We start from the raw sequence: 24,587 nt of genomic DNA, 5'->3' as shown, positions 1-24,587 counted from the left end.
CTGCGTGCATCGCCGAGCAGTTGCTGGGTTCAGGCGTGTTGACCGGCTGGCGCAGGGGCTGACCCGCGGACCGGCGTCACGAGTACGCCGCGACGCAATGGGGCTTCAGGCAGTCGAGAAGTCCTTCGGTCCTTGTGCGGCCCGGTGGCGAACCGAGTAGGACATCGAGCATGCTCATGGGAGCTCCAACTGATCGAAGCGGAGCGATGGCGGGCGGTTCCCCGATGAGTGAAGGATGGCTGGCATCCGTCACCTTTCCTATACGATCCGAGTGGGGGCGTCAATATCCCGCAGCGTTGCGACCGATGTCAACATGTTCTCGAAGACGCAAGAAAGGACCTCACGTCACGATGGACGACGAAGCGATGATCATGCGGCGCCGTGGGGCCACGACGGGCGGAACGCCGCCGGGAAGATCTCGCGGCCGGCTTGCCGACGAGGTGTACGACACGCTGCTCGGACAGCTGATGTCGCTACGGATCGAGCCTGGCTCCCGCGTCACGATCGACGCCCTGGCGCGAGAGCTGGGGGTCTCGCAGACACCGATCCGAGACGCTCTGAATCGCATGGAGGCCGAGGGCCTGGTCGTGCGTGTGCCCCATGCCGGATATCGCATTCCCCCACAAATCACCCGTGACCGATTCGAGGACATGCTTGAGGTCCGCCTGCTCCTCGAGTCGGCAGCGGCGCGCAGATCCGCCGAACGCGCATCCTCGAAGCAGGTGGCCGGTCTGCGACGAATGCTTGAGGAGATGGCGGAGCTGGAGGGGGGCGACGGGCCCATGGCCTATGGCGCCTTCGGGCTACGCGACGCCGCTTTTCACGATCTCGTCGCCCTGAGCGCGGAGAACCAGGTCATCCGCGAAGCGCTCGCTCGCCTGCACACGCACGTGCACCTGTTCCGGCTTCTCCACGACACCCAGGTCACTCACTTGGCCATGGCCGAGCACGAAGAAGTTCTGGCCGCGATCGCCGCGCGTGACCCCGACGCCGCCGCCTACGCCATGCGTCGGCACATCCTGCTGTCCGGCGAGCGGTTCCGACGATTGTTCGACGAGGCCAAGGGCGCGGACGGAATGACGGAAAAGGCTTGACGGGCGGACTGGGCCGAGGAATGCTAACCCGATCGGATCGGATTGGATCGGATTGGATCCACTTCACCCGCCCCAGATACGAGGAGAAGCAGGTGCCCAGAGCGCTGCTCCTGACCGGCGACGCCGCCGAGGAGCTCGACACCATGTATCCCTACTATCGCGTGCAGGAGGGCGGCTGGGACGTTGACGTCTCGTCACGCACGATGCGTGACGTTCAGCTGGTAATCCACGAGTTCGACCCCAACTCCGACGCCTACGTGGAGAAGAACGGCCGAAAGTTGCCGGTCGACGTGCCCTGGGCCGAGGTCGACGTCGAGCGCTATGACGCCCTCATCATCCCTGGGGGGCGTGCCCCCGAGTGGATCCGGGTCGACGCCGACGTCAGGCGCATCACCGAGCACTTCTTCGCGCGCGACCTCCCGATCGCGCTGGTGTGCCACGGCGCGCAGGTGCCGGCTGTGTACGGGCTGCTGAAGGGTCGAAAGACGGCGTGCTTCCCCCCCATCACCGGTGACATGGAGAACGCGGGCGCGACGGTCATCGACGCTCCCGACGTCGTGGACGGCAACCTCGTCTCCTGCCGGGGGTGGCCTGACATGCCGCAATTCGGCAAGGCGATGATGGAGCTCTTTTCGAAGTCCATCAACTCCGCATCGGCATGAGCACACCTGGCCTGTCTCGGTGACGGCACTTCGGACCGTCACCGTCGACGACTCCCCCGTCCACGTCCTGGAGAGCGGCACCGGGCCCGCGGTGCTGATGCTGCACGGCTCCGGACCCGGTACGACCGGATCCGGCGCCTGGGCAACGACGGCACAGGCGCTGGGCACGTCCTGGCACCTGGTGGCTCCTGACCAGGCGGGGTTCGGCCGTACACCAATCCCGGCGGGCTCCAGGAGTGGGCTCCGGCTGTGGGCGGAGCAGGCCGCGGGCCTGATGGATGCTCTCGGTGTCGAGTCCTACGCCGTGGTGGGCCACTCCATGGGCGGTGCCGTGGCGCTGGCGTTGGCGGCCGCGCGTCCCCAGCAGGTCACCCGTGTCGTGGCGGTCTCGACGATGGGCGCCCCCGGGGCGCCGCTGTCCTCCGAGCTCGACGCGGTCTGGGCCGCCCCCGCCGGCCCGCTCGGGGCACGAGACATGTTGAGTCGCCTCGTCCTCGACCAAGCGCTCGTGACCGAGTCGGCCGTCGCTGCCCGTGCAGCTGCGATGCGAGCGGGGGCGGCCGCATACGCGTCGTTGTTCCCTCCACCTAGGGCACGTTGGGCCGACGATCTGACCCTCTCGGCGCAAACGCTGGCAGGGGTCCGCGCGCCCGTGCTGCTCGTCCACGGCGCCGAGGACCGAGTCACCCCGCTCGGGATGGCAGCCCTGCCCCTGCTCGAACACCTGGCCGATGTCCGTCTGCACGTGCTCGGCCGATGCGGGCACGTGCCGGCGCTCGAGCACCCGCACGACTTCAGGCGACTCCTGTCGTGCTTCCTCGGCCGGGAACGAGGTCACTGATTGCTGCGACAGGTCCGCAGCCCGTGCTCAAGCAGATCAGCATGAAGCAGGCGTGATCCGCGCAGAAGCTAGCGCCCTCCCCGAGACCCGAGCCATGACGAGGCAGTGGCCAGGGCGGCGTTTCGACACGGGTCGCTGGCGATGCGGGTCCGTGATGAGTTGGGCGAGATGTTCTTCGATGGCGCGTTCCTGGACGGGTTCGGGATCCGGGGCAGGCCCGGGATCTCGCCCGGACAGTTGGCGATGGTCACCGTGTTGCAGTTCGCGGAACTCCGTTGCGTCGGCGCTTGCGGACCCGGGACAGAGTTGACGCATGGTGGTCATCGACAACGTCACTTCCTGCAGGGCGTCGCCACGACGGGCCGCCGCTTAGGGCCGCACCTGTGGATGGGTGAAGGCGTGCCTGAGCACGCCTTCACCTCAACATCATGGCCGTAGAAGGATCTTGATGGCGCCGTCGCGCTTCTTCTGGAACATCTCGTACGCCTCCGGGCCCGCCGACAGCGGCAGCGTGTGTGTCGTGAGGTCCAGCACGCCCAGCGGGTCGGCGTCGTCGGTGACCAGCGGCAGCAGGTCGTCGATCCAGCGCTTCACGTGGGCCTGGCCCATGCGCAGCGTCAGGCCCTTGTCGAACAGCTTCAGCATCGGCATCGGATCGGTCATGCCGCCGTAGACGCCGACGATCGAGACGGTGCCCCCTCGGCGTACCGAATCGAAACTGGCGTAGAGCGCGCTGAGGCGATCCACGCCCGCGGTGGACATCAGCGGCGCGGCGACCTTGTCCGGCAGGAAGCCGGTGACGGTCTGGGCCATCTTGGCGACGGGCGAACCGTGCGCCTCCATACCGACCGCGTCGATCGCCGAGTCGGCGCCCCGGCCATGGGTCAGGTCCAGGATCGACTGGGGCACGTTGCCGGCCTGGGACGCGTCGACGATCTCCACACCGTGCCGTCCGGCCATGGCCAGCCGCTCCGGCACCCCGTCGACGCCGATCGTCCGGTAGCCACGATGGACGGCGATCCGCGCGGCCATCTGGCCGATCGGGCCCAGACCGAAGACGACGATCGAGCCGCCCTCGGGGACGTCGGCGAACTCCACGGCCTGCCACGCCGTCGGCAGTACGTCCGACAGGAACACGAAGCGCTCGTCCGGCGGCCCGTCGGGCACCTTGATCGGCCCGAACTGCGCCTGCGGGACGCGCAGATACTCGGCCTGGCCGCCGGGGACCTGCCCGTACAGCTTGGTGTAGCCGAGCAGCGCCGCACCCTTGCCCTGGTCGCGGACCTGGGTGGTCTCGCACTGGGCGTACAGGCCATGGCCGCAGGTGTGGCAGTGGCCGCACGAGATGTTGAACGGTATGACGACCCGGTCGCCGGCCTTGATGTGGGTGACCTCGGGGCCAACCTCCTGGACGATCCCCATCGGCTCGTGACCCAGGATGTCGCCCTCGTCCATGAACGGGCCGAACAGCTCGTACAGATGCAGATCGGAGCCGCAGATGCCGCTCGAGGTGACCTTGATGATCGCGTCGTTGGGTTCCTTGATCGTCGGATCGGGAACCTCGTCGACGCGGACGTCACGCTTGCCGTGCCAGGTCAGGGCCTTCATAGTGGCTCCCTTTCGTCAACTTTGTCAGCCGGGAAGCGTCTCGCCGCCGATCGGCGCCAGGACCTCGCCCGTGTAATAGGAGGACATGCGCTCAGAGGCAAAGAACACGTACGACGGGGCGATCTCGTCGGGGTCGGCGGCCCGCTTCATCGGTACCTGCTCACTGAACTTCTCCACCTTCTCCGGCGGGAACGTCGCCGGAATCAGCGGCGTCCACACCGGGCCGGGCGCGACCGCGTTGACGCGGATCTTTCGCTCGATGAGGTTCTGTGCCATCGAGTATGTGAACGCGTTGACGCGCCCTTGGTCGCCGCGTAGTCGATCAGCGTCTTGTTACCGCGCAGCCCGTTGATCGAGGAGGTGTTGATGATGGCAGCCCCCTCGCGGGACCATGTCGTCGGTGTGACCTGGGTATCCCTGGTCCTGAGGGGGTGGCTTTTGGTGCTGTTCGTCTGGCATTCGCGTTCTGTGCCCGTGTTGAACATCAGCTAACGGCCTCTGGGGAGATGCGTTGGCCCGCGATCTCGAAGCGGTCGGCCTTCCGGACGGCGTCGAGGTCATGTCGGGGTGACCTGGCCGGTCCGGGCACTCTGCACGCACCCCCGAACGGGGTCGAGGCCGTTTTTTCCTCTGGCCGTTCGCTACGGCCGAGGGGATGCCCGCGGTTCTCGATGTGGTCGCCGCGTATGCCCGCCGCGTCGTCCACCTGCCTTCAGCGGCTGTGCGCGACGACGAACGACAGTTCTCGATGCAGGGCCTGCTAACTCTGCCACCGCGTCGCCCGCCTGAGCCCGCCTGAACCCGTTTGTGCTTGCCGAGCGTCGCCAAGGCCGGTTCCGGCGCGGCTCAGGCTGAAATCGCGGCTGGATGAGGTCGGGCCGGACGGTTGCGCCAAGGTCAGCGATGGTGGCCTTGCCGGGGCCGATAGTCGACGAGCCCGGTCGATCGTGGTGGCTCGACCGGGCTCGTCGGGTGGAAATGGATCAGGCGAGGTCGAACCGGTCGAGTTCCATGACCTTGGTCCAGGCCGCGACGAAGTCGGCCACGAACCTGTCGGAGGCGTCCCGGCCGGCGTAGACCTCGGCGAGGGCTCGGAGCTGGGAGTTGGAGCCGAAGACGAGGTCGACCGCGGTGGCGGTCCACTTCACCTCATCGGTGTTCACGTCGCGGATCTCGTACACGTGCTCCTCGGACTCCGATGCCTTCCACCGGGTGCCCGGGGAGAGCAGGTTGATGAAGAAGTCGTTGGTGAGCACGCCGGGTCTGTCGGTGAGGACGCCGTGCCGGGTACCGCCGACGTTGGCTCCGAGAGAGCGCAGGCCGCCGATGAGGACGGTCATCTGGGGCGGGGTCAGGCTGAGCATGTAGGCACGGTCGACGAGCAGCACCTCCGGCGGGGTCTTCACCCCGGAGGACAGGTAGTTGCGGAACCCGTCGGCGCGGGGCTCGAGGACCCGGAAGGACTCGACGTCGGTCTGCTCCTGGGTGGCGTCGGTGCGGCCCGGGCGGAACGGTACCGTCACCGTCACGCCGGCCTCGCGTGCCGCCTTCTCGACGGCGGCCGAGCCGGCCAGCACGATCAGGTCGGCAAGCGAGATCTTCGCGCCGCCGGCCTCGTTGAACTCACGCTGGATGCCCTCGAGGGTGTCCAGGACCGTCGCGAGCTGCTCGGGCTGGTTGACCTCCCAGCTCCGCTGTGGCTCCAGACGGAGTCTGGCGCCGTTGGCGCCGCCGCGCTTGTCGGTGGACCGGAAACTCGCGGCGGAGGCCCAGGCGGTGGAGACCAGCTGGGCGGTCGTGAGGCCGGACTCCAGGACCTTGGCCTTCAGGGAGGCGACATCGCCGTCACCCACCAGTTCGTGCTCGACGGCCGGCACCGGGTCCTGCCACAGCTGGGGTTCGGCGACCCACGGTCCGCGGAAGCGGCTGACCGGACCCATGTCGCGGTGCAGCAGTTTGTACCAGGCCTTGGCGAAGGCCAGCGCGAACTCGTCGGGGTGCTCCAGGAAGCGGCGGGAGATCTTCTCGTACGCCGGGTCGACGCGCAGCGACAGGTCGGTCGTGAGCATCGTCGGCTTGTGTTTCCTCGACGGGTCATGGGCGTCGGGGATGATCGCCTCGGCGTCCTTCGCGACCCACTGCTTCGCGCCGCCGGGGCTCGTGGTGAGCTCCCACTCGTAGCCGAAGAGGATCTCGAAGAAACGGTTGCTCCACTGTGTCGGCACGTCGGTCCACGTCACCTCGAGACCGCTGGTGATCGTGTCTCCGGCCTTGCCGGTGCCGTAAGTGCTCAGCCAGCCCAGTCCCTGCGACTCCAGCGGCGCGCCCTCGGGCTCCGGCCCCACGTGGTCGTCCGCGATCCCGGCGCCGTGGGTCTTGCCGAACGTGTGGCCGCCGGCGATGAGAGCGACGGTCTCCTCGTCGTTCATCGCCATCCGTCCGAAGGTCTCGCGGATGAAGTACGCCGCCGCGGCCGGGTTCGCGTTGCCGCGGGGACCCTCCGGGTTGACGTAGATGAGACCCATCTCGGTCGAGCCGACGTCCGGCGACATCTCATTTTCGGTGACGTAGCGCGCGTCGCCGAGCCAGGCGTCCTCCGGACCCCAGAAGATCTCCTCTGGCTCCCAGATGTCCTCGCGGCCGAAACCGAAGCCGAAGGTCTTGAACCCCATGGACTCCAGGGCGACGTTGCCGGCGAGCACGAGCAGGTCGGCCCATGAGATCTTCTGGCCGTACTTCTGCTTGACCGGCCACAGCAACCGGCGAGCCTTGTCGAGGTTGGCGTTGTCGGGCCAGCTGTTGAGCGGGGCGAAACGCTGAGAGCCGTCGCCGGCCCCGCCGCGACCGTCGTGAATGCGGTAGGTGCCCGCGGCGTGCCAGCTCATCCGGATCATCAGGCCGCCGTAGTGGCCGAAGTCGGCCGGCCACCAGTCCTGCGAGGTGGTGAGCACCTCGATGATGTCCTGCTTGAGGGCCTCGACGTCGAGTTGCTCGAGCTCCTTGGCGTAGCTGAAGTCCTCTGCCAGAGGGTTGCCCTTGGAGGAGTGCGCGCGCAATATCGAGAGGTCGAGCTGGTTGGGCCACCAGTCCCGGTTCGTGTGCGGACGACCGCCGGTCTTCGGAGTCGGCGAGTCGATGGCCGGGTTCTCGCTCTCGCTGCCATGCGCGGTCACGGAGTCGTGCGCGATCGGACAGCCGCCTGCTTCACTCCCGCTCTTTGTGTCGGTGACGATCGCGTCGTGGTTCTCGGTCATGGAAATCCTTCCGGATCAGCTAGCGGTGGAACAGTTGAGGCATATGCCCCAGTAAATGACCTCGGCCTCGTCGATCGCGAAGCCGTGATCGTTGGACGCGGTCAGGCAGGGCGCCTCACCGATCGCACAGTCGACGTCGGCGACCACACCGCACGATCGGCACACGATGTGGTGGTGATTGTCGCCGACCCGCCCCTCGAACAGGGCCGGACTGCCCGGCGGTTCTATACGGCGGACGAGCCCCGCGGTGGTGAGCGCGTGGAGGGCTTCGTACACGGCTTGGAGGGAGACCTGGCCGATACGGTCACGCACTCCCGAGGTGAGCGCCTCGACACCGAGGTGGTCACCGTTTCGGACGGTTTCGAGCAGCGCGACACGGGCCGCCGTCACCCGTAGGCCGGCACCTCGCAGCTCCTCGGCGGTGGTCGGGGGCTGGGATGCGGTCATAAATCCATGTATATCGTCACAAACATGAATAATTCAATATATTGACTAATTCATGTCTTAATAGGTCCCCTCTGATGTCCAGGAGCACATGCGTGTACGTGTTCATGATCAGCCCGATCCGGCTGTGACCCGGCGTCTTCGTCACGGCCCGAGGCGAGGCGAGGCGAGGCATGGCGCAGGTTCCTCAACCCCGGTCAGGTGGTCAGGGTGGTCACCGCCAGCGGGTAGACCCATCGGATGGTCCCGTCTTGGATCAGCCGCCGAAGAAGTCGCCCAGAGCGGCGGCGAGAGCGTCCGGGGCCTCTTCGGCCACATGGTGGCCGGAGTCGATCCCATGGCCACGTAGGTCACCGGCCCAGTGTTGCCAGATCTTCAGCGGGTCGCCGTACAGGTCTTCGAGGTCGTCGCGCAGTGACCACAAGGCCAGAGCGGGACACCGCAGTCGCACGCCAGCGGCCCGGTCGGCTTCCTCATGGCGCAAGTCGACGGTGAGACCGGCCCGGTAGTCCTCCAGCATGGCCCGCACCACGTCGGGATTCCTGGTGGCCGCACGGAACTCGTCGTAGTTCTCCCGGCCCATGCTCTTCGGGTCGCCGTGGTACCAGCTGTCGGGGTCGGCGTTGATGACGCGTTCGGGGATGTCCGGCTGGGCGAAGAAGAACCAGTGCCACCACTGGGTCGCGAACGTCGCGGTGATGCGAGACAGGTGCTCGCTGATGGGCAGACAGTCCAGCAACGCCACCTGAGACACCGCGTCGTGGTGATCCAAGGCGAGGCGGAACGCCACGGCGCCTCCTCGATCGTGTCCGGCCAGAGCGAACCGGGTATGTCCCAAGGAACGCATCACCGCCGCCATGTCGTTCGCGACGGCGCGCTTGGAGTGCCCGCAGTGGTCGGCAGTGGGTGCGGGGCCGCGCGAGCGACCGTATCCTCGCAGGTCAGGGCAGACGACCGTGAAGCCGCGCGCGACCAGGCGAGGTGCGACGCGATGCCATGTCGCGGAGGTCCGAGGATGACCATGCAGCAACAGCACCGGCGGCCCCTCCCCGCCGTAGCGAACAAAGATGGACGCTTCCCCGACCCGGACCGGTCTCGCCTCGAAGCCTTCAAACATCGCCTCGATATCCCCCAGGCGCGGCTCGATAATCATCGATCTGTGACGTGCGCCGCAGCGTGATCATGTCCGAGAATCGATCCTGGGTTCGATCGAGGAGCACCTCACCCCCATTCGCTGACGAAACCGAGCAGGATAAGTGCTACTCGACCTGCGAGAACATGGTGAACTCCTGCCACGGCCGAGTTCACGGTGAGGACAGCATCAAGAGGTCTACCGACTGCTGGCCGATTCGTGCTCGGGCAGAACGGGCTGACTGGAGAATGGTGATCGGCACAGCGAAGCGTCTCGCGGGTCACCATTGATCAGGCAACCTCGGGCCGGTCCATGCTTCAGTGCGAAATGATTTTGCCGCTAAAACCCTCGCTATGGCCAAGCTCTCAGTTATCGGGGCGGCATGGCACATCAGCAAGGATGTTCCACTCGGGCGGTTCACCTTCCGAAGGTGGCGGCGACGACCAACTCCCGGTGCGGCTGCATCCGGGCGAACAGCAGGGCATGGTCGAAGATCGGATAATGCGTGGCCACCACCACGTCTCCTGCCGTGATGGTCATCCCGGCGGACGTGGTGAGGCGGCAGGGATTGCCCTCATTCAGGCCGACGACACGTGTTCCCTCGAAGACGAGCGTACCGGAGGCGGTCATCGCCTCCGAGAGCGCGAGGAGGTAGGCGCGAGGATGGAACTGGGCCTGGTCCTCCACCCGCACCGCGCCGGCGATCGGGAAAGGTAGCGAACTCTCGGTCACGAAGGAGGCCGGCAACCCGGCCTGTGCGGCGGCCTCGGCCTCCGCCTGCAACCGGACAAGATCGTCGATTGATTCGGTGTAGGTGAGAGCGGGCACCCGTTCAAGGCCGCAGTCGATGCCGAGATCGGCGGCGGTGGAGATGAGGTGCTCGATCGCCTCCTGCTGGGAGCGAGCATAGAGGCCGGCCGCAACCGGCCCGATCAAGGAGACGAGCACCTGATGGGGTTCAGCCAAGGCATGCGGAAAAACGGCAGCGAGCACCACTGAACCGCGGCGCCGAGCTTGGTTGATCTGCCTGTTCATCACCGATCGGTAAAGCGCAAACCTGCGTCGATTTGATGTTTGCCCACGATAGGACGGGTAAGGGTCGGGTCGCATATGGAAATAGGCGTCGATCATGGAGTGTGGAGAGGCGGGCACGGCACGTTTGGACGAGCAATACCCGCACGCGTCTCACAGACCTGTCAGGAACGGATATCCCAGGGCGTGAACAGTGGGGTCTCCGTCCGTGACCATGTTGAAGAAGGACGATATGGCATCCACATCCCGTACGCCCGACCACGAGCCAGGTACGCCGCAAGGCATCAGCGCGCAGGGCGCGGAGGCTCGCAGTGATCTGGCCAGATGGATCAGCGGCGCCGGTGTCTTCCCTACTGACCGTGCCACTCTGCTGGCCCGTGCCGAGGAGCAAAACGCGCCCGATTCAGTGATCGACGCGCTCCGGTCCCTGCCGGAGCGGACCTTCACCAATATGGCGGACGTGGCAGAGACGCTCGGATACGGCAAGGAGGAGAAGGGACAGGGCTGAGGCCGGCGGGTGGTTAGCGCGGCTCCGCCGCGTGCGCAGGCCGTGCTCGCCATCGCCGCAGATACATTCACTGGCCGACTCCCGATCCTGTCCTGACCGGAAGACCGCTCGATCGTGTGAGGAGCGCGACCGTCGCGATGTCCGGGCGCGTCGCGGGCATGAGATGTACGCACCTCGGCCGCATAGGTCGCGGGCAGCGGCCAGGACGTCGCCCGCGACCTATGCGGCCTCGCTTAGGTCCTTCGGTGAGCGCCGGGCCTCGGCCATGTGCCGAAGCAGAAATGCGGCGCAGCGCCACCGCTGGTTTCCGATGGTTCGGCCTGCGCTCCCAGCGCCTCGGCGTGCTGAGAGCCGAACTCGATTCTCGATAACGGTGACAGTCTCCTGTCGCCACAGCTCAAGGGGGAAACGATGGAAGAGTCTCATCCGGTGAAGGAAACGGTCGACAAGGTCATCGACACGGTGGTCGATGCCGTGTCCGGCGGTGGACCGTCCGGCACGATTCCCGGTAGGCCGGGCAGCGAATCACCATCGCTGGATGAGCCGACCGAGCCCCGGGAGCCTCCGGCGCCCAAGCCCGATCAGAGCGGACCGCAGGCGTTCACCGCCACGGGGCAGGCCACCGACGTGCCACCGGCGGCACGGGCGCAGACAGGCGAGTATCTGACGACGGCTCAGGGCCTGCGGCTGGCAGACACCGATCATTCGCTCAAGGCCGGTCCGCGCGGACCGGTGCTGCTGCAGGACCATCACCTGCGCGAGAAGATCATGCATTTCGACCACGAGCGCATTCCCGAGCGCGTCGTGCACGCCCGTGGAGCCGCCGCACACGGCGTCTTTCGCGCGTACGGCACGGCCGCGACGGTGACCAAGGCGGCATTCCTCGCCGAGGACGTCCAAACCCCGATCTTCCTGCGTTTCTCGCCGGTACTGGGGTCGCGGGGGTCGGCCGACACCGTGCGTGACACGCGTGGTTTCGCGACGAAGTTCTACACCGGCGAGGGCGTGTTCGACCTGGTGGGCAACAACATCCCGGTGTTCTTCATCCAGGACGCGATCAAGTTCCCCGACGTCATACACGCGGGCAAGCCGCACCCGGACCGGGAGATCCCCCAGGCCCAAAGCGCCCATGACACGTTCTGGGACTTCGTCTCCCTGCACACCGAGGCCACCCACCACACGTTGTGGAACATGTCCGATCGCGGCATTCCCCGCTCCTACCGGACGATGGAGGGCTTCGGTGTCCACACCTTCCGGCTCATCGACGCCGCGGGGGCGACGACGCTGGTGAAGTTTCATTGGAAGCCCAAGGCCGGGGTGCATTCACTGCTGTGGGAGGAGGCGCAGCTGATCAACGGCGTGGATCCGGATTTTCACCGGCGTGATCTGGCCGACGCGATCGAGGCCGGGGCCTATCCGCAGTGGGAGTTGGGCATCCAGGTCTTTCCCGATACCCCCGAACAGACCTTCGAGGGTATCGACCTGCTGGATCCGACGAAGATCGTGCCCGAGGAGCTGGCACCGGTCCAGCCGGTCGGCCTGCTCACTCTCAATGCCAACCCGGTCAACTACTTCGCCGAGACCGAGCAGGTCGCCTTCCATCCGGGCCATCTGGTGCCCGGCATCGACATCACCGACGACCCGCTGCTCGCAGGACGCCTGTTTTCCTATCTGGACACCCAGATCACCCGTCTGGGCGGCCCCAACTTCGCGCAGATCCCGATCAACCGCACGCACGCCCCGGTCAACGACATGCTGCGTGACGGTTTCCACCAGACGGCGGTGCACTCCGGTGTCGCACCCTACAAGCCCAACTCGCTGGACGGCGGTTGTCCCTTCTTCGCCGGGCAACAGGAGGGTGGGTACCGGGAGACGCCCGTGCAGGTGCCCGCGGCAGGGAAGGTGCGTGAGGCTCCGGCGTCGTTCGCCGACCACTTCAGTCAGCCTCGCCAGTTCTGGTTGAGTCTGACCCCGGTGGAGCGCGAGCACGTCATCGCCGCGTACGCCTTCGAACTCGGCAAGGTCTACGAACAGGCGATCAAGGAGCGCACCCTGAGGGTGCTCGCCGAGATCGACCCCTACCTGTGCCAGCAGGTGGCCCAGGGCCTGGGCCTGCCGGCCCCCACGTCGGCGGGCCCGCTGCCATCGGTCGAGCCCAGCCCCGCGCTGTCGCAGCTCGGGCGGACCTGGCCCACCACGGGGCGGATCATCGGCATCGTCGCCGGCGACAGCAGCGATCTGGAGGTGGTCCGCGCCGTCCGCCAGCAGGTCCTGGACGGCGGCATGGTGCCGCTGGTCATCTCCGCGGCGGGCGGCCTACTCGGCGCCGACAGCAGTGATCCTGTCACCGTGCAGCGCACGTTCGCCACAGCCCGCTCCGTCGAGTTCGACGCCCTGCTGCTGGCCGGCGCGCCCGCACCGGGCAAGGACGCCTACGGCGCCCGGGACGCCAAGGCCGGCAACGGAACGCCCGCCGGAGCGCTCATCGACCCGCGAGTGCTGCTGATGCTCAGCGAGGCGTTCCGCCACGCCAAGCCGCTCGGCGGCTGGGCGGACGCCGAGCAGGCACTCACCGCCGCGGGGATCGACACGGCGGCGCCCGGCGTGCTCGTCGCAGACAGCGGCGAGGCGGCGCTGCAGGAGGTCGTCCGGCTGCTGGGACGGCACCGGGTCTGGGAACGCTTCCCCACCGCGGCCGACATCGTCTGACCGCTGCGCAGCGCGGGTTCCGGCCCCTGGTGAGGGAAAACGGCCGGGACCCGCCATCCCCGCCGCTCGACCGGTAGGGATGACGGCCTGTTCATGCGACTGGTGGCCCGCCGAACCAGCACGTCGATCAGCTGCCGGAAGCGACGTGGCCGGAGGGTCAGGTGCCACAGCAGCTGCACTTGGACTTGACCGTGGACTCGGTTGAGAGCTTGCAGGTTCAGCATGAACGTGTCCTGCGCCTCGGCGGTCGGCTGCTGTTGGACCGCAGCGACGATCCCGAGGAGCCCCTCCGCGTGTACGCCGACTTGGCTGGCCATCCGTTCTGCATTTTCGTTACCTAGTGCTCTGACCGCATACGTTCACCGGCTTTGGGATCGGTGACGTGGTTGGGCCTGAGTACCCTCGGCTTGTGGAAGATCGCGAGCAGTATGTGAGGTATCAGCAGGACCGGACCGTGCCGGCGGCGATCGGGGCTCATCTCGATCCCCAGATCAGTCGGATCCGGGTGCGGTTGCCCCGGTCCGTGGCTGAGCCGGCGGTCGCTGCCTGGGATCGCGAGGAGTCGGGTGGGATCGGGAGGAGAGCCGCGAAGAGTACGAACTGCGTGACGATGCCGCCGAGCTGGCGTTGATCGGCCTGGCGATCACCTCGCGCGGTGTATGGGATGGCGAGGAGGTCGTCGACCTGGATGTCACCCAGATCTCGGCGGCGTTGCGGGCCACGCGGTAGGTCAGGCTGCGGCAGCCAGAGGTCGTCCTCCCCAGCGCAGTCCCTTCTCGCTTCGGACGCGGGCGCGCTCGCGGCGTTGGGCTGTGAGGACGTCGGGGTGACGGGCGCCTGCGTTGCGCCAGCGCAGGTAGGCGTGCAGAGCCCGGGTCTGCACGGGGTGGTTGGGGTGATTGGAGTTGGCGATGGTGAATTATCTCAGCGGTCCGAAGTGCGCCTCGATCGGGTTGGCCCAGGAGGCGTAGGTCGGGATGAAACAGAGCTCGACCCGGTGCTTGTTGGCCCGGCGACGGATCCGCTCGCCCTTGTGCGCGGACAGGTTGTCCGGGATGACGTAGATCGGGGCGCCGTCAAACGCAACGTTTCTGCAGCTCAGGAAGGTATTCCTTCATAGCGACTGGTGCCACGGTTCTTAGTCGCTGAGCTGCGTTCGAGGGGATGCTTCGGGGTTGGGGCGGTAGCCTGCACTGGCCGGTGCTGTCGATTTCCGGTTTTGTCCACCTTGAAAGGCCAACCAGATTATGACGTCGGTATCGGACCAGGGACCGGATGCGGCGGGGCCGGCAGGTACCGGGCAGGCTGGCGAGGAGGACTTGCGGGCGCTGTTCGGGCAGTCCATCGCGGTGTTCGCCTTGCTGGCGGGACCGGCGCATGTGGTGGAGACGGCGAACCCGGCGTTTTTTGCCGCCTTCGGTCAGAAACGGGCGCGCACCGGGGTCCCGGTCGTCGACTTGGTGCCCGAGCTTGCCGGCCATGGCTTCCTTGAGGCGCTGGACCGGGTCTACCGCACTGGTGAGTCGCGTACCGGCCGGGACGTCAGGATCGTGCTGGGCGCCGGCCCGCAGGCGCGGGAGGTGTTCTTCGACTTCACATACGAGCCGCGGCGCGACGCCGAGGGCACCGCGACCGGGGTCCGGGTGATCGGTGTGGAGACCACTCAGGTGAAACACGCCCAGCGGCTGATGGCCGAACATCGGGCTCTGGTGGAACAGATCGCCCGCCAGGTGCCCCTGGCCGAGGTCCTGGAGGGAATGGCCCGCTGCATCGAGGACCTGGCGCCGCACCGGGTGCTGGTCTCGGTGCTGCTGGCCGATTCCGATGGCCGGCATCTGCGCCACGGCGCCGCCCCCAGCCTGCCCGACTTCTACAACCAGGCCATCGACGGCATTGCCACCGGCGAGGGCGTGGGCTCGTGCGGCACCGCCGCCTACCGGCGCGAACAGGTCATCGTCACCGATATCGCCACCGACCCGTTCTGGGCCGACTTCCGTCACCTGGCCGAGCCCGCGGGCCTGGCCGCCTGCTGGTCCACGCCGATCCTGGCCCGCGACGGCAGCCTGCTGGGCACCTTCGCCATGTACCACCCCGTTCCCCGCGCACCCCAGGACGCCGACCTCGCCCTGGCCCGCCTGTTCACCGACACCGCCGCTCTGGCGATCGAACGCCACCACATCGAACAGGCCAAACTCGCCGCCGAGGCGAGCGCCCGCTCAGCCCTGGAGGAACTGGCCAAAGCGGTCCGCGCCGAGCAGCAGTTGCGCGCTGAAGCCGAACAACGCGCCGGCTCCGCCGCCGAACTCGCCGCCCGCATCCGCACCGCCGCGGCCCTCCAGGCCACCGCCCCCCACCCCGAGAAGTGCCAGCTCGGCGGTGCCGCCGGATGCACCGCACCGGCCGAGATCAAGGTCGCCGACTCATGGGGCGACTCGGCGTGGGGCTGCATCGCCCACGTCGATGAAGCCCTCTTCAACGTGAAGCCGGTGTTCATCGCCAACGAAGAGTCCGGCGGGCTGGCCGCCTATCTCAACCGCTGACCTGGGCTAGCCCGAGACGGGCGGTACGGCGGGTGGGAAGCAAGATGGTTGGTGGAAGGTCCTCTTCGTTGAGGTTTTTGTCGTGGTGGTGAAGCCGAGGAGTCGCGTGCCGGCCCCGTTCGAGGATGGCCCGTCCGGCGCTGGGCGCCGCCTTGGCAGAGAACGCCTGCTCATGCGGGGGGCAGTGGCTCCCCGGCCGGCGATGTGGTCTTGGGGTCGCCGGCCAGGACGGCTTGCACCGCCGGAGTTCAGCTACCCGTCCAGATGGTGTGAGTGTCGATGTCCTGGAGCTGATCCCAACGGCCCGGCCCCCGGGTCGTCCCCTGACGCCCTTCGGCCGGTGCGCGGACCAGACCACCGCCCGGCTCCTTCGGGAAGGCGGCGGAGCATGGAGCCGCTACGCCGCAGGGGAACACGGAAGGTCACCATCAGACCCAACGGGAACGACAACTCGCGACAGCTGAATAGGAGACCTCACCAGTACCAAGGCCGGTAACGCTCTCGGATGAGGAGCGGGTGATCCTGGAGCGCTGGGCGCGGCGAGGTAGGTCCCCGCAGGTCCTGGCGATGCGATCCAAGATCATGCTGGCGTGCGCGGCTGGTGGGGACAACATCGAGATCGCCGCGCGGTTGCGGATGCACCGCGACACGGTGTCCACTGGCAGAAGCCTGCGCCTGCTGACTTGCGGTCGTCAGTCGTCGGTGGTGTGTTCTTGGTGTCGCTGGTTGGCGCGGTCGACCTCGGCCATGTGTTCCTCGGCCCATACGCGGACCGCAGCCAGCGGCCCTTCCAGTGACAGGCCGAGCGGAGTGAGCCGGTAGTACACACGTGGCGGCACCGACGGTTCCACCCGGCGGCTGACCAGGCCGTCACGAGTCATCCCCTGGAGGGTGACCGACAGCATCTTCTGTGAGACTCCGGTCATCCTGCGCTGCAGTTCCGCGAATCGCACCTCCTCCGGGACCCGGCGTCGAACTCCGGCGGATCAGGGTCAACGGCGTCGACCTCAACGTCGCCCTGGCCGGCGAGGGCCCGGCCGTCCTGCTCCTCCACGGCTTCCCGCACACCTGGCAACTATGGACCGCCGTCCTGGACCGGCTCGCCGGGCGATACCGCGTGATCGCATCCGACCTGCGAGGACTCGGCGCGAGCTCACGAGCGGAAGACGGCTACGACGCCGGCACGCTCGCAACCGACGCCGAAGCCCTCCTCGACGCTCTCGGCGAGGACTCCGCAGCCGTGATCGGCATCGACGCGGGCACACCGCCGGCCTTCCTGTTTGCCATGCGCCGCCCCGGCCTCGTCCGACAGCTCGTGGTCATGGAGTCACTCCTGGCCACACTGCCAGGCGGTGAGGAATTCCTCACCGCGGGCCCACCATGGTGGTTCGGCTTCCACACCGAACCCGGCCTCGCGGAATCCGTACTCACCGGGCACGAAGAGCAGTACATCGACTGGTTCCTCAACGCCGGCACCCTCGGACAGGGCGTAGAACCCGCCATCCGTGACGCGTTCGTCCACGCGTACACCGGAACCGAGGCCCTGCGCTGCGTCTTCTCGTACTACCGTGCGCTGCCCTCCAGTGCCCGGCAGATCCAGGAAGCCGCCCGTACGGGCCGGCTGACCGTACCCACCATGGCCATCGGCGCCCACCCCGTGGGCAGGGCACTCGAACAGCAACTACGGCCGATGGCCGACCATCTCGTCGGCCACACCATCGAGGACTGCGGCCACATCATCCCCCTGCACCGCCCCGACGCACTGCTCGGCCTTCTGGAACCATTCCTCGCCTTGGCGGGGCCCACGGTCGATCCTCACCCGGGCCACGTGTGAATCCTCGGCGCGCACGGACCCGCGGCGGTTGCCGGAAGCGGGGCCGCGCACGCCAGCACTAGAAGCGGAACCTTCGCTACCGCCAATGGCTGCTCGAATGTTCCTCAGCCCCGTGGAGGGCGGGTCGGGTGCGTCGGGAGTGGGAGCCGGAGGAACCGATCGCGGCGTGGACTCAACTCGCCCCGAGCAACTCGGTGATCTGTGCGTAGAACGCGGCGGGGTCGCCGACGAGCGACGCCTTCACCATTGCGGTCCAGTCATCGACGATCACCTCGATCGAGCCGGCGGCCAGGCCGTCGAGCGAGCGGCGCGGCACGTCGCGGGGATCGATCTTGGGTCCGTCGTATCCGGCCATGATGTCCGTGTCGGCGGCGCCGAGGAGGACGCCTTGGACGAGCGTGCCCTGAGCCGCGAGCTCGAGACGGACGCCGTTCGTCATGTTCCACTCCGCAGCCTTGGCAGCGGAGTACGAGCCGGTACCCGGGCCGGCGAACCACGACAGCGCCGACAGGACGTTCACGATTGCACCTCCGCCGTTGGCCGCGAGGACGGGGCTGAACTCGCGGATCACGTCGAGCGTGCCCCAGAAGTGCGTGTCCATCTCGCGGTGGATCTCGTCCAGGTCACCCGTGACGAGGACGGCACCGGTCGCGATGCCGGCGTTGTTGACGAGGAGGGTCACATCCCGCGCGGTCGCCGCTGCCGCGATGACGGACTCGTGGTCGACAATGTCGAGTCGCAGCGGCACCACCCGGGTGTCGTCGAAGTCGAGGCTCTCGGGGCGGCGAGCCGTCGCGTAGACCTTGCTCGCCCCACGCTCGAGCAGTTCGAGCACGAACTGACGGCCGATACCGCGGTTGGCTCCGGTGACGAGGGCGATCTGGTCGGTGACGTTCATGGGTTCCTTGCTTCCTGCGTAGATCTCTCGGGTTCGGCGGGCCGCATCCGGCCCGGCATCGGCTACCCTAAAACCTCACATTGACGTCAGGGTCAAGTCGAGAACCGCGAAGCCGGAATCAGAGGAAGACGCAGATGCGGATAGGCGAGATCGCACACCAGGCGGGGGTCAGCACCAGAGCTCTCCGGTACTACGAAGAGCAGGGTCTGCTCACCTCGGAACGCACCCCCAGCGGCCAGCGAACCTACCCCGAGTCAGCCGTCGAACGTGTCCGGCTGATCCAGCAGTTCTTCACCGCCGGCCTGCCCAGCCGGACCATCCTGCAACTGCTGCCCTGCGTCGATACCGGGCACGCCTCCCCCAAGGCCTTCGAGCTGCTGGCATCGGAGCGCAACCGCATCACCGCCGCCATGGCCGACCTTGCTGCCGCACGCGACGCTCTCGACCGCATGATCGACATCGCGAACCATCCAACTCCCGAACACTGCCCTGCCCTCCGTGAGCCCGCCTGGGCGCCGTACAACCCTGCCGACGCAACGCGGACTGCACCTGGCCCGACTGAGGCTCTCGTTGCGTCAGCCACGCTCATCACCATGTGACCATGGCACAGCGGAGACCAGGCCTGCCTTGTCGCTGCCCCCGCCCGGCGCACTCTGCGCGTACGCCGGGACGACTGACAGCAGCAGATAGAAGCTCGCCGAGGAGCCGACGACCGTCGCAAAGCGCAACAGCAGCGGGCGGATCACCAGACGCGGCCGCGCCTCGGCAACTCGGTCTTGGCGTCCTCCTCCCGAACGCGGCCTCAGCTCCAAGGTAAGCCGATCCGCGCAGGTCACCGAGCTGCCGAGAAGATCGTGTTCTCGGAAGCGGAGACGGCCATGACTTCCGAGAACACGCACGGCTGAGAGGCGAAACCTCAGCTCGGCACTTCCGAGAACAGGACCGCACCGCTAGTTGGCGGCTGGGGACATGTTCGGGAAAAGGACGCCGTTACGGTGGCCTGTGAGGAGGATTGGAACGGTGGGTAGCGGTTGAGGCCGCTACCTGCGGTGATGCGCACGACGAATCAGATGGAATCGGTGTATTTTCTGGTGATCTCTCCCCGCGATGACATCGCGGGGTGCCGCAACGAGGGTGGCTCCCGGCCCCGATCGGGGCCGGGAGCCACCCTCGTGCTTGGACGAGCCATGACAATGGGCTGGCGTCCGGCTGGGCTCAGCGCCTGGCCACGAAGACGTGCGCAGCGCTCTGAGCAGGAAGTTCGGCAGTCTCCCCGCCGCTGCCGACCGTCACGCCGCCCGGCGACGATGTCACGCTCACGACGGCGCCGGGCTGTACTCCGGCGTGCCGCAGGGTGTACATCAGCCGAAGGTCGGTCTGGATCGGCTCCCCGATGCGCCGCACGACCACGCTCGTGCCGTTGAGCCCGGGCTTAAGGTCTCTGAGACTGACCGTGCTCTCGTCGGGGAACGGATCGGTGATGCTGTTCTCGCCGAGCTCCTCCAGGCCCGGGATCGGGTTGCCGTAGGGCGACTGTGTCGGGTGCCGCAGCAACTCCAGGACGCGGCGTTCGACGGCCTCGCTCATCACGTGCTCCCAGCGGCAGGCTTCGGTGTGAGCCTGCTCCCACTCCAGCCCGATCACGTCGACGAGCAGGCACTCGGCGAGCCGGTGCTTGCGCATCACCCGTGTGGCGATCCGCCGGCCCTCCTCCGTCAACTCCAGGTGCCGGTCGCTGGCGACGTGCAGCAGACCGTCGCGCTCCATGCGGGCGACGGTCTGGCTGACGGTGGGGCCGCTCTGGTGCAGGTGCTCGGCGATACGGGCGCGCATGGGGACCATGCCTTCCTCCGCGAGCTCCAGGATGGTGCGGAGATACATCTCGGTGGTGTCGATGAGCTGGGACATGTTGCCCGTCAGGCGGAGGTTTCGGCGGTGGCGGTCAGGACCGCGCGGCCGAGGATGTGGCCGGCCATGGTGAAACCGAGGACGGCCGGGGTGGCGTCGGCCGGGACGCCGATGGTCTCGACATCGAGGGCGTGCACCACGATGAAGTAGCGGTGCAGGCCGTGCCCGGCCGGCGGGGCGGCGCCGATGAAGCGGGCCGCGCGGGCGTCGTTGGGCAGTTGGAAGGCGCCTTCGGGTAGACCTGAGCCGGTGTCGTCGCCGGCACCCTCGGGCAGCTCGGTGACAGTGGCGGGGATGTCGGCGACCGCCCAGTGCCAAAACCCCGACCCGGTGGGGGCGTCGGGGTCATAGACGGTGATGGCATAACTCTTGGTGCCCTCCGGGGCACCGCTCCACGACAGCTGAGGGGAGAGGTCCTTGCCGCCGGGGACGCCGGAGGAGAACTGTTCCGGTGCCCAGGGAGCACCATCGGTGACGGTGGTGCTTGTCGCGGTGAAGGACGCCGCCTTGGGAAGACGGGCGAAGGGGTCGTTGGCGCTCATATCGCGTCGTTCCTTTCATGTCGTACCGGGGGTGGTGGTGATGCGGTCGACGGAGGGCCGCAAGCACGGGTGTGTCGCCCTCTTTCGTCCGCCATTAATCGACCATAACACAAATAATCGATTATCAAATCGATCGTCTATGATGTCCGACATGACCCAGACGACCCACTCCTCAACCTCGCCGGGCAAGCAGATGCTCTCCGAGCAGGTCTACGCGCACCTGCGAGACGCGATCATGCACGGGGACTACGCCCCCGGCGCCGCCCTCAAACCGCAGGACCTCGCCAAACAGCAGGGCGTGAGCCTGGCCGTCGTGCGCGAGGCACTCGTGCGGGTGGTCGGCGAGGGCCTGGCCGACCGGCTGCCCAACCGCGGTTTTGCCGTCCCGGCCTTCTCCGACCGCCGCTGGCAGGAGATCGCCGAGGCCCGCCGGACCATCGAGCCGGTCGTGCTACGCATGTCCATCGAGCACGGCGACGTCGATTGGGAGGCCCGCGTGCGCGCCGCCCACCACCGCCTGGCCCGTACCCCGACGCACGTGCCACAGGAGGGCGAGTACTACAGCGACGCATGGGCCGAAGCCCACCGGGTCTTCCACCGCACCCTGCTGGAGGGCTGCGGCAACCCTGTCCTGCTGGAGACCTTCGACCGGATGTGGACCGCGAGCGAGCTGGCCCGCCGCTTCTCGGGACACCGCGCCCCCGGCCGGGACGGCGCCGGTGAGCACCGTCAGTTGGAGGAGGCGGCGCTGGCCCGCGACGCCGACACCGCGGCCGAGGTACTGGCCCGGCACCTCACCCAGACCGCCGCTGAACTGACCGGCGAGCAATGCTCAAGACTTGTGGATCAACCCTGAGAGGCACAGGGAGGGCGTACCTTCCCGAATGAGCCTTTGATGGTCACCGAGTAGGCCGGCGTTCGCAGCGCCGACCGGGAAGGCACACCCGTGCTCACGGCACGCTGCGAGCTGTCGAGATTGAGCTTGGATACCAGGGCTTATCCAGGGTCAGTCGGACGTCTGACGCAGGACCAGGGAGACGAAGCCCCAGGTGTCCCGGTAGACGCGCAGCCATTCGGAGCGGCGGGTGGTGGCTGTCGCAGCAGGCGCCGTGGGTCGAACCCTCATACCTGTGTCGACCGGTTGGCGGCGCGGTCGCGGTAGGTCTGCACGAGTCCGGCCAGGATGGCGATACCCGCGCCGATGGCGAAGGCGTGTTGGACCAGCGTGACGACAGGGTGTTCTGGGGGCATGTAACCACCTGGCCTCAGCACCGCCATGGAGAGTTTCCAGCCGCTCCAGGCGAAAAGCGATCCTGACGCGGCGAAGGCCAAGGACATCGGAACCCACAGTGGCAGCCGGGCGGCATGCTGACGGGTGGTGACAACCCAGATGCTCCAAGCGCCGATGAACGCCCAGATCCCCGAGTTGCCGCTCAGCAAACGCTCATTCAGGTCCATTTCGCGATGTGCGAGGTCCAAACCGAGCGTCCCGCCGATCGCCCAGTACAGCCACAACAGTCCCAGCGCCGAACTCACCGCCAGCACCGCCCGCACCATGCACAGGTCCCGCGGCGAGCGGGCCGGGGCCACTGTGATCAGGTCGTTCCCAAGACGGCCCACGAATGCGTCCGGCCAGCGCTCCCGCATATAGATCGGCAGAGCGATCGCCAGCCCCACCGCCATCCCGGCGAACCCCACCGAGATGAAGACCATCTCCCACGCCGGCATCACCTGGCCACCGCCGGACGTGCCGCCGTCCTCGCCGCCAGCGCTGATTCCGGCCGCGCTGAGCACAGCGCTCACCACCATGTACGGCACCATCGGGATCAGGAAGCCCGCGCCCGTCCACGCGAGAAAGATCAGCGGCTGGGCGGGGATTCGACGTCCCCATTGCTGTGCCAGCGCTAGTCCCAGCGCGACCCCGATCGCTGACATCCCCACTGTGACCATGTTGAGAGTCACCCAGTCGGCGGTGCTGGTGCCGGGATCCTTCGGCCCATTGCTCAAGAGGGCGCTGAGAACCCAGATGACCTTGACGACAAGATAGAGAGACATCGTCGAGGCCGCCCCATAGCCCGCGAGCTTGCGCGCGGTACTCCATCGTGTGCCAAGACCAAGGTGCGCCGAATCAGCCGCCTTTTGGGTCATGTCCGAATCATGTCGAACTCATCCTGAGATGGCGCTGAATGCCTCTCAGGCTTTTCACAGGATGCCGGATCCGCTGATGTCCCTGCGGTCCAAAGAGGTGAACTTCCTGTCTCGAAGGCCGGCCGATCCCTGCCTCTTCCGTCCTTACCCGTCAGCCCTCAGTCAGCCGGTGTCATCTGGTGTGGTTCCGTTGGATCGACCCGACCCACCCGGCCCGACGAACGGCCTGGTGTCAGCGGCTTCACCGATCAGATTCACCGATCAGAAATCCTCCGCCACGTCGTCAGTTCTGGTAGCCCCTCGCACCGGTGAAAGGATTGATGACTATGACCGACGCTAGACTGCTGGGCGCCGACGAGGCCACGTTCATCGCGGCGGCCCGCTCAGACGACACGGCGAGGTTCGCACTCCTCACGGAGCGCCACCGCCGTGAGCTGCAGGTGCACTGCTACCGGATGCTCGCGAACTACGAGGACGCCCAGGACATGACGCAGGAGACGTTCCTGCGAGCGTGGAACAAGCGGGAGTCGTTCAAGGGTCATGCCGCGCTGCGGACCTGGCTGTACCGGATCGCGACGAACGCCTGCCTCGACTTCCTGGAGAAGCGCAACGACCGCACACCCATACCATCCGAGCTGCCGGACCCCGGCTCCGAGGTGCTGTACCTGCAGCCGTACCCCGACCGGATGCTCCCCGAGGACCCGCAGGAATCGGTGGTGGCGCGGGAGACAATCGAGCTGGCGTTAATCGTCGCCGTTCAGCACCTGCCGCCGCGGCAGCGGGCGGTGTTCATCCTGCGCGACGTCCTCGGCTGGCCGGCGTCGAAGGTCGCCGACGCCCTCGATCTGACCGTCGCATCGGTGACCAGCGCACTGCAGCGGGCGCGCGTGACGATGCGCGAGCAGCTACCCGACCGCCGCCTCGACTGGCGGAGCCCTACCACCCACGAGCTGTCGGATGACGAGCGCGGCGTGGTGAAGTCGTATATCGACGCCCATGAGCGCAACGACCTCGACGGGCTGATGTCCCTGCTGCGCGACGACCTGCGCTTCGTGATGCTGCCCGAGGCGGGCACCTTGGTCATCACGGCCAAGGACGCGGTGGACGGCTGGGTCTCCGGTGGGCTCTTCCAGCCCGGCCACGACGACTGGCGCTGTATCACCACGACGGTCAACCGCATGCCTGCCGCCGCGCTGTATCTCCGCACCCCCGACGACCCGGAGTACCGGCTATTTACCATCGCGGTCCTGCACATCGTCGACGGGAAGATCGCCGAGCTCACCGGATTCGACGCCACCGACAAACCATGGCTGGGCCTGCCCCCGACACTGTGATCAGACAAGTCCCCATCGTCGACGAATCCAGCGCACGGGCCGCCGTCACCGAAGTCACCGCGCAATGAGCACCCCGGCCAGCTGAACATCAACGCGACA

At 67.3% G+C, this 24,587-nt stretch carries 20 protein-coding genes and 3 pseudogenes; 11 read left to right on the top strand and 12 right to left on the bottom strand.

All coding sequences use genetic code 11. From position 1 onward, the window contains the following. Window positions 1-350 precede the first annotated feature (350 nt). From CHC08_RS25750 to CHC08_RS25740, 3 genes are all read left to right on the top strand, one after another. A complete protein-coding gene (locus CHC08_RS25750; protein ID WP_089209941.1) occupies window positions 351-1,094 on the top strand; it encodes a GntR family transcriptional regulator in 744 nt (247 codons plus the stop codon). A 92-nt stretch (window positions 1,095-1,186) separates the two neighbouring features. After that, the gene (locus CHC08_RS25745) at window positions 1,187-1,756 is read left to right on the top strand and encodes a DJ-1/PfpI family protein (protein ID WP_089209940.1); all 570 of its coding nucleotides are present in this window, start codon (window positions 1,187-1,189) and stop codon (window positions 1,754-1,756) included. Window positions 1,757-1,775: 19 nt separating this feature from the next. After that, the gene (locus tag CHC08_RS25740; protein ID WP_089209939.1) at window positions 1,776-2,597 is read left to right on the top strand and encodes an alpha/beta fold hydrolase; all 822 of its coding nucleotides are present in this window, start codon (window positions 1,776-1,778) and stop codon (window positions 2,595-2,597) included. A 426-nt stretch (window positions 2,598-3,023) separates the two neighbouring features. On the opposite strand, the gene CHC08_RS25730 is transcribed toward CHC08_RS25740, so the two are convergent. The 6 genes and pseudogenes from CHC08_RS25730 to CHC08_RS25705 all read right to left on the bottom strand — a co-directional run bounded on the left by CHC08_RS25730 (window position 3,024) and on the right by CHC08_RS25705 (window position 10,070). After that, window positions 3,024-4,205, bottom strand: coding sequence for a zinc-dependent alcohol dehydrogenase (locus CHC08_RS25730; RefSeq protein WP_089209937.1), 1,182 nt, complete (start codon window positions 4,203-4,205; stop codon window positions 3,024-3,026). A 24-nt stretch (window positions 4,206-4,229) separates the two neighbouring features. After that, a pseudogene (locus CHC08_RS25725) lies at window positions 4,230-4,630 on the bottom strand (SDR family oxidoreductase); the annotation flags it as partial. Window positions 4,631-5,188: 558 nt separating this feature from the next. Then, window positions 5,189-7,459, bottom strand: coding sequence for a catalase/peroxidase HPI (katG, locus tag CHC08_RS25720; RefSeq protein WP_089209936.1), 2,271 nt, complete (start codon window positions 7,457-7,459; stop codon window positions 5,189-5,191). A 15-nt stretch (window positions 7,460-7,474) separates the two neighbouring features. Further along, complete coding sequence (locus CHC08_RS25715) at window positions 7,475-7,906, bottom strand: Fur family transcriptional regulator (RefSeq protein ID WP_089209935.1); 432 nt, start codon at window positions 7,904-7,906, stop codon at window positions 7,475-7,477. A 253-nt stretch (window positions 7,907-8,159) separates the two neighbouring features. Continuing rightward, window positions 8,160-9,020: an alpha/beta fold hydrolase gene (locus tag CHC08_RS25710; RefSeq protein ID WP_089209934.1), complete on the bottom strand. Its 861-nt coding sequence runs from the start codon at window positions 9,018-9,020 to the stop codon at window positions 8,160-8,162. A 432-nt stretch (window positions 9,021-9,452) separates the two neighbouring features. After that, entirely contained in the window at window positions 9,453-10,070 is a 618-nt protein-coding gene (locus CHC08_RS25705) for an NAD(P)/FAD-dependent oxidoreductase (protein ID WP_245878567.1), read from the bottom strand. A gap of 229 nt (window positions 10,071-10,299) precedes the next feature. On the opposite strand from CHC08_RS25705, the gene CHC08_RS25700 reads away from it, so the two are divergent. The 3 genes and pseudogenes from CHC08_RS25700 to CHC08_RS25690 form a co-directional block, all read left to right on the top strand. Next, the gene (locus CHC08_RS25700) at window positions 10,300-10,575 is read left to right on the top strand and encodes a DUF2795 domain-containing protein (protein WP_179282205.1); all 276 of its coding nucleotides are present in this window, start codon (window positions 10,300-10,302) and stop codon (window positions 10,573-10,575) included. Between the two features lie 411 nt (window positions 10,576-10,986). Continuing rightward, entirely contained in the window at window positions 10,987-13,284 is a 2,298-nt protein-coding gene (locus tag CHC08_RS25695; RefSeq protein WP_089209931.1) for a catalase, read from the top strand. Between the two features lie 122 nt (window positions 13,285-13,406). Next, a pseudogene (locus tag CHC08_RS25690) lies at window positions 13,407-13,625 on the top strand (VOC family protein); the annotation flags it as partial. Window positions 13,626-14,014: 389 nt separating this feature from the next. On the opposite strand, the pseudogene CHC08_RS52800 reads toward CHC08_RS25690, so the two are convergent. Then, window positions 14,015-14,368: pseudogene (locus tag CHC08_RS52800) on the bottom strand (transposase); the annotation flags it as partial. Window positions 14,369-14,603: 235 nt separating this feature from the next. Between CHC08_RS52800 and CHC08_RS25675 the strand changes: the two are divergent. Beyond that, window positions 14,604-15,824, top strand: a complete 1,221-nt coding sequence (locus tag CHC08_RS25675) for a GAF domain-containing protein (RefSeq protein ID WP_218825476.1) — start codon at window positions 14,604-14,606, stop codon at window positions 15,822-15,824. Window positions 15,825-16,516: 692 nt separating this feature from the next. Here CHC08_RS25675 and CHC08_RS25670 read toward each other — a convergent pair. After that, window positions 16,517-16,729 (bottom strand): winged helix-turn-helix transcriptional regulator, encoded by a 213-nt coding sequence (locus tag CHC08_RS25670; RefSeq protein ID WP_245878570.1) that lies wholly within the window; start codon window positions 16,727-16,729, stop codon window positions 16,517-16,519. A 5-nt stretch (window positions 16,730-16,734) separates the two neighbouring features. Between CHC08_RS25670 and CHC08_RS25665 the strand changes: the two genes are divergently transcribed. Further along, window positions 16,735-17,658: an alpha/beta fold hydrolase gene (locus CHC08_RS25665; protein WP_218825474.1), complete on the top strand. Its 924-nt coding sequence runs from the start codon at window positions 16,735-16,737 to the stop codon at window positions 17,656-17,658. A gap of 172 nt (window positions 17,659-17,830) precedes the next feature. Here the strand turns inward: CHC08_RS25665 and CHC08_RS25660 are convergent, their stop codons facing one another. Next, complete coding sequence (locus tag CHC08_RS25660; protein ID WP_089209929.1) at window positions 17,831-18,556, bottom strand: SDR family oxidoreductase; 726 nt, start codon at window positions 18,554-18,556, stop codon at window positions 17,831-17,833. Between the two features lie 134 nt (window positions 18,557-18,690). Between CHC08_RS25660 and CHC08_RS25655 the strand changes: the two genes are divergently transcribed. Continuing rightward, window positions 18,691-19,155 (top strand): MerR family transcriptional regulator, encoded by a 465-nt coding sequence (locus tag CHC08_RS25655; protein WP_089209928.1) that lies wholly within the window; start codon window positions 18,691-18,693, stop codon window positions 19,153-19,155. 616 nt (window positions 19,156-19,771) lie between these two features. Here the strand turns inward: CHC08_RS25655 and CHC08_RS25650 are convergent. Both CHC08_RS25650 and CHC08_RS25645 read right to left on the bottom strand, forming a co-directional pair. Continuing rightward, window positions 19,772-20,464, bottom strand: coding sequence for an iron-dependent transcriptional repressor DtxR (locus CHC08_RS25650; RefSeq protein ID WP_089209927.1), 693 nt, complete (start codon window positions 20,462-20,464; stop codon window positions 19,772-19,774). 8 nt (window positions 20,465-20,472) lie between these two features. Continuing rightward, complete coding sequence (locus CHC08_RS25645; RefSeq protein WP_089209926.1) at window positions 20,473-21,006, bottom strand: YbhB/YbcL family Raf kinase inhibitor-like protein; 534 nt, start codon at window positions 21,004-21,006, stop codon at window positions 20,473-20,475. Between the two features lie 151 nt (window positions 21,007-21,157). Between CHC08_RS25645 and CHC08_RS25640 the strand changes: the two genes are divergently transcribed. Then, a complete protein-coding gene (locus CHC08_RS25640) occupies window positions 21,158-21,862 on the top strand; it encodes a GntR family transcriptional regulator (RefSeq protein ID WP_089209969.1) in 705 nt (234 codons plus the stop codon). Between the two features lie 266 nt (window positions 21,863-22,128). On the opposite strand, the gene CHC08_RS25635 is transcribed toward CHC08_RS25640, so the two are convergent. Further along, a complete protein-coding gene (locus CHC08_RS25635) occupies window positions 22,129-23,154 on the bottom strand; it encodes a hypothetical protein (protein WP_089209925.1) in 1,026 nt (341 codons plus the stop codon). A 326-nt stretch (window positions 23,155-23,480) separates the two neighbouring features. Here CHC08_RS25635 and CHC08_RS25630 point away from each other — a divergent pair, with 326 nt between their 5' ends. Beyond that, a complete protein-coding gene (locus tag CHC08_RS25630) occupies window positions 23,481-24,488 on the top strand; it encodes an RNA polymerase subunit sigma-70 (RefSeq protein WP_089209924.1) in 1,008 nt (335 codons plus the stop codon). Window positions 24,489-24,587: the final 99 nt, after the last annotated feature.

Origin of the sequence: Streptosporangium subroseum, from assembly GCF_900188345.1 — a bacterium.
In the GTDB taxonomy this organism is placed as follows: Bacteria; Actinomycetota; Actinomycetes; order Streptosporangiales; family Streptosporangiaceae; genus Streptosporangium; species Streptosporangium subroseum.
This window is presented reverse-complemented; position numbering and strand designations above follow the sequence as displayed.

Excerpts from the sequence above, each read along its gene's own strand:
- CHC08_RS25750 (WP_089209941.1), top strand. The coding sequence starts at position 351 with ATGGACGACGAAGCGATGATCATGCGGCGCCGTGGGGCCACGACGGGC.
- CHC08_RS25730 (WP_089209937.1), bottom strand. The coding sequence starts at position 4,205 with ATGAAGGCCCTGACCTGGCACGGCAAGCGTGACGTCCGCGTCGACGAG.
- katG (WP_089209936.1), bottom strand. The coding sequence starts at position 7,459 with ATGACCGAGAACCACGACGCGATCGTCACCGACACAAAGAGCGGGAGT.
- CHC08_RS25715 (WP_089209935.1), bottom strand. The coding sequence starts at position 7,906 with ATGACCGCATCCCAGCCCCCGACCACCGCCGAGGAGCTGCGAGGTGCC.
- CHC08_RS25710 (WP_089209934.1), bottom strand. The coding sequence starts at position 9,020 with ATGTTTGAAGGCTTCGAGGCGAGACCGGTCCGGGTCGGGGAAGCGTCC.
- CHC08_RS25705 (WP_245878567.1), bottom strand. The coding sequence starts at position 10,070 with ATGAACAGGCAGATCAACCAAGCTCGGCGCCGCGGTTCAGTGGTGCTC.
- CHC08_RS25700 (WP_179282205.1), top strand. The coding sequence starts at position 10,300 with ATGGCATCCACATCCCGTACGCCCGACCACGAGCCAGGTACGCCGCAA.
- CHC08_RS25695 (WP_089209931.1), top strand. The coding sequence starts at position 10,987 with ATGGAAGAGTCTCATCCGGTGAAGGAAACGGTCGACAAGGTCATCGAC.
- CHC08_RS25670 (WP_245878570.1), bottom strand. The coding sequence starts at position 16,729 with ATGCTGTCGGTCACCCTCCAGGGGATGACTCGTGACGGCCTGGTCAGC.
- CHC08_RS25660 (WP_089209929.1), bottom strand. The coding sequence starts at position 18,556 with ATGAACGTCACCGACCAGATCGCCCTCGTCACCGGAGCCAACCGCGGT.
- CHC08_RS25655 (WP_089209928.1), top strand. The coding sequence starts at position 18,691 with ATGCGGATAGGCGAGATCGCACACCAGGCGGGGGTCAGCACCAGAGCT.
- CHC08_RS25650 (WP_089209927.1), bottom strand. The coding sequence starts at position 20,464 with ATGTCCCAGCTCATCGACACCACCGAGATGTATCTCCGCACCATCCTG.
- CHC08_RS25645 (WP_089209926.1), bottom strand. The coding sequence starts at position 21,006 with ATGAGCGCCAACGACCCCTTCGCCCGTCTTCCCAAGGCGGCGTCCTTC.
- CHC08_RS25640 (WP_089209969.1), top strand. The coding sequence starts at position 21,158 with ATGACCCAGACGACCCACTCCTCAACCTCGCCGGGCAAGCAGATGCTC.
- CHC08_RS25635 (WP_089209925.1), bottom strand. The coding sequence starts at position 23,154 with ATGACCCAAAAGGCGGCTGATTCGGCGCACCTTGGTCTTGGCACACGA.
- CHC08_RS25630 (WP_089209924.1), top strand. The coding sequence starts at position 23,481 with ATGACCGACGCTAGACTGCTGGGCGCCGACGAGGCCACGTTCATCGCG.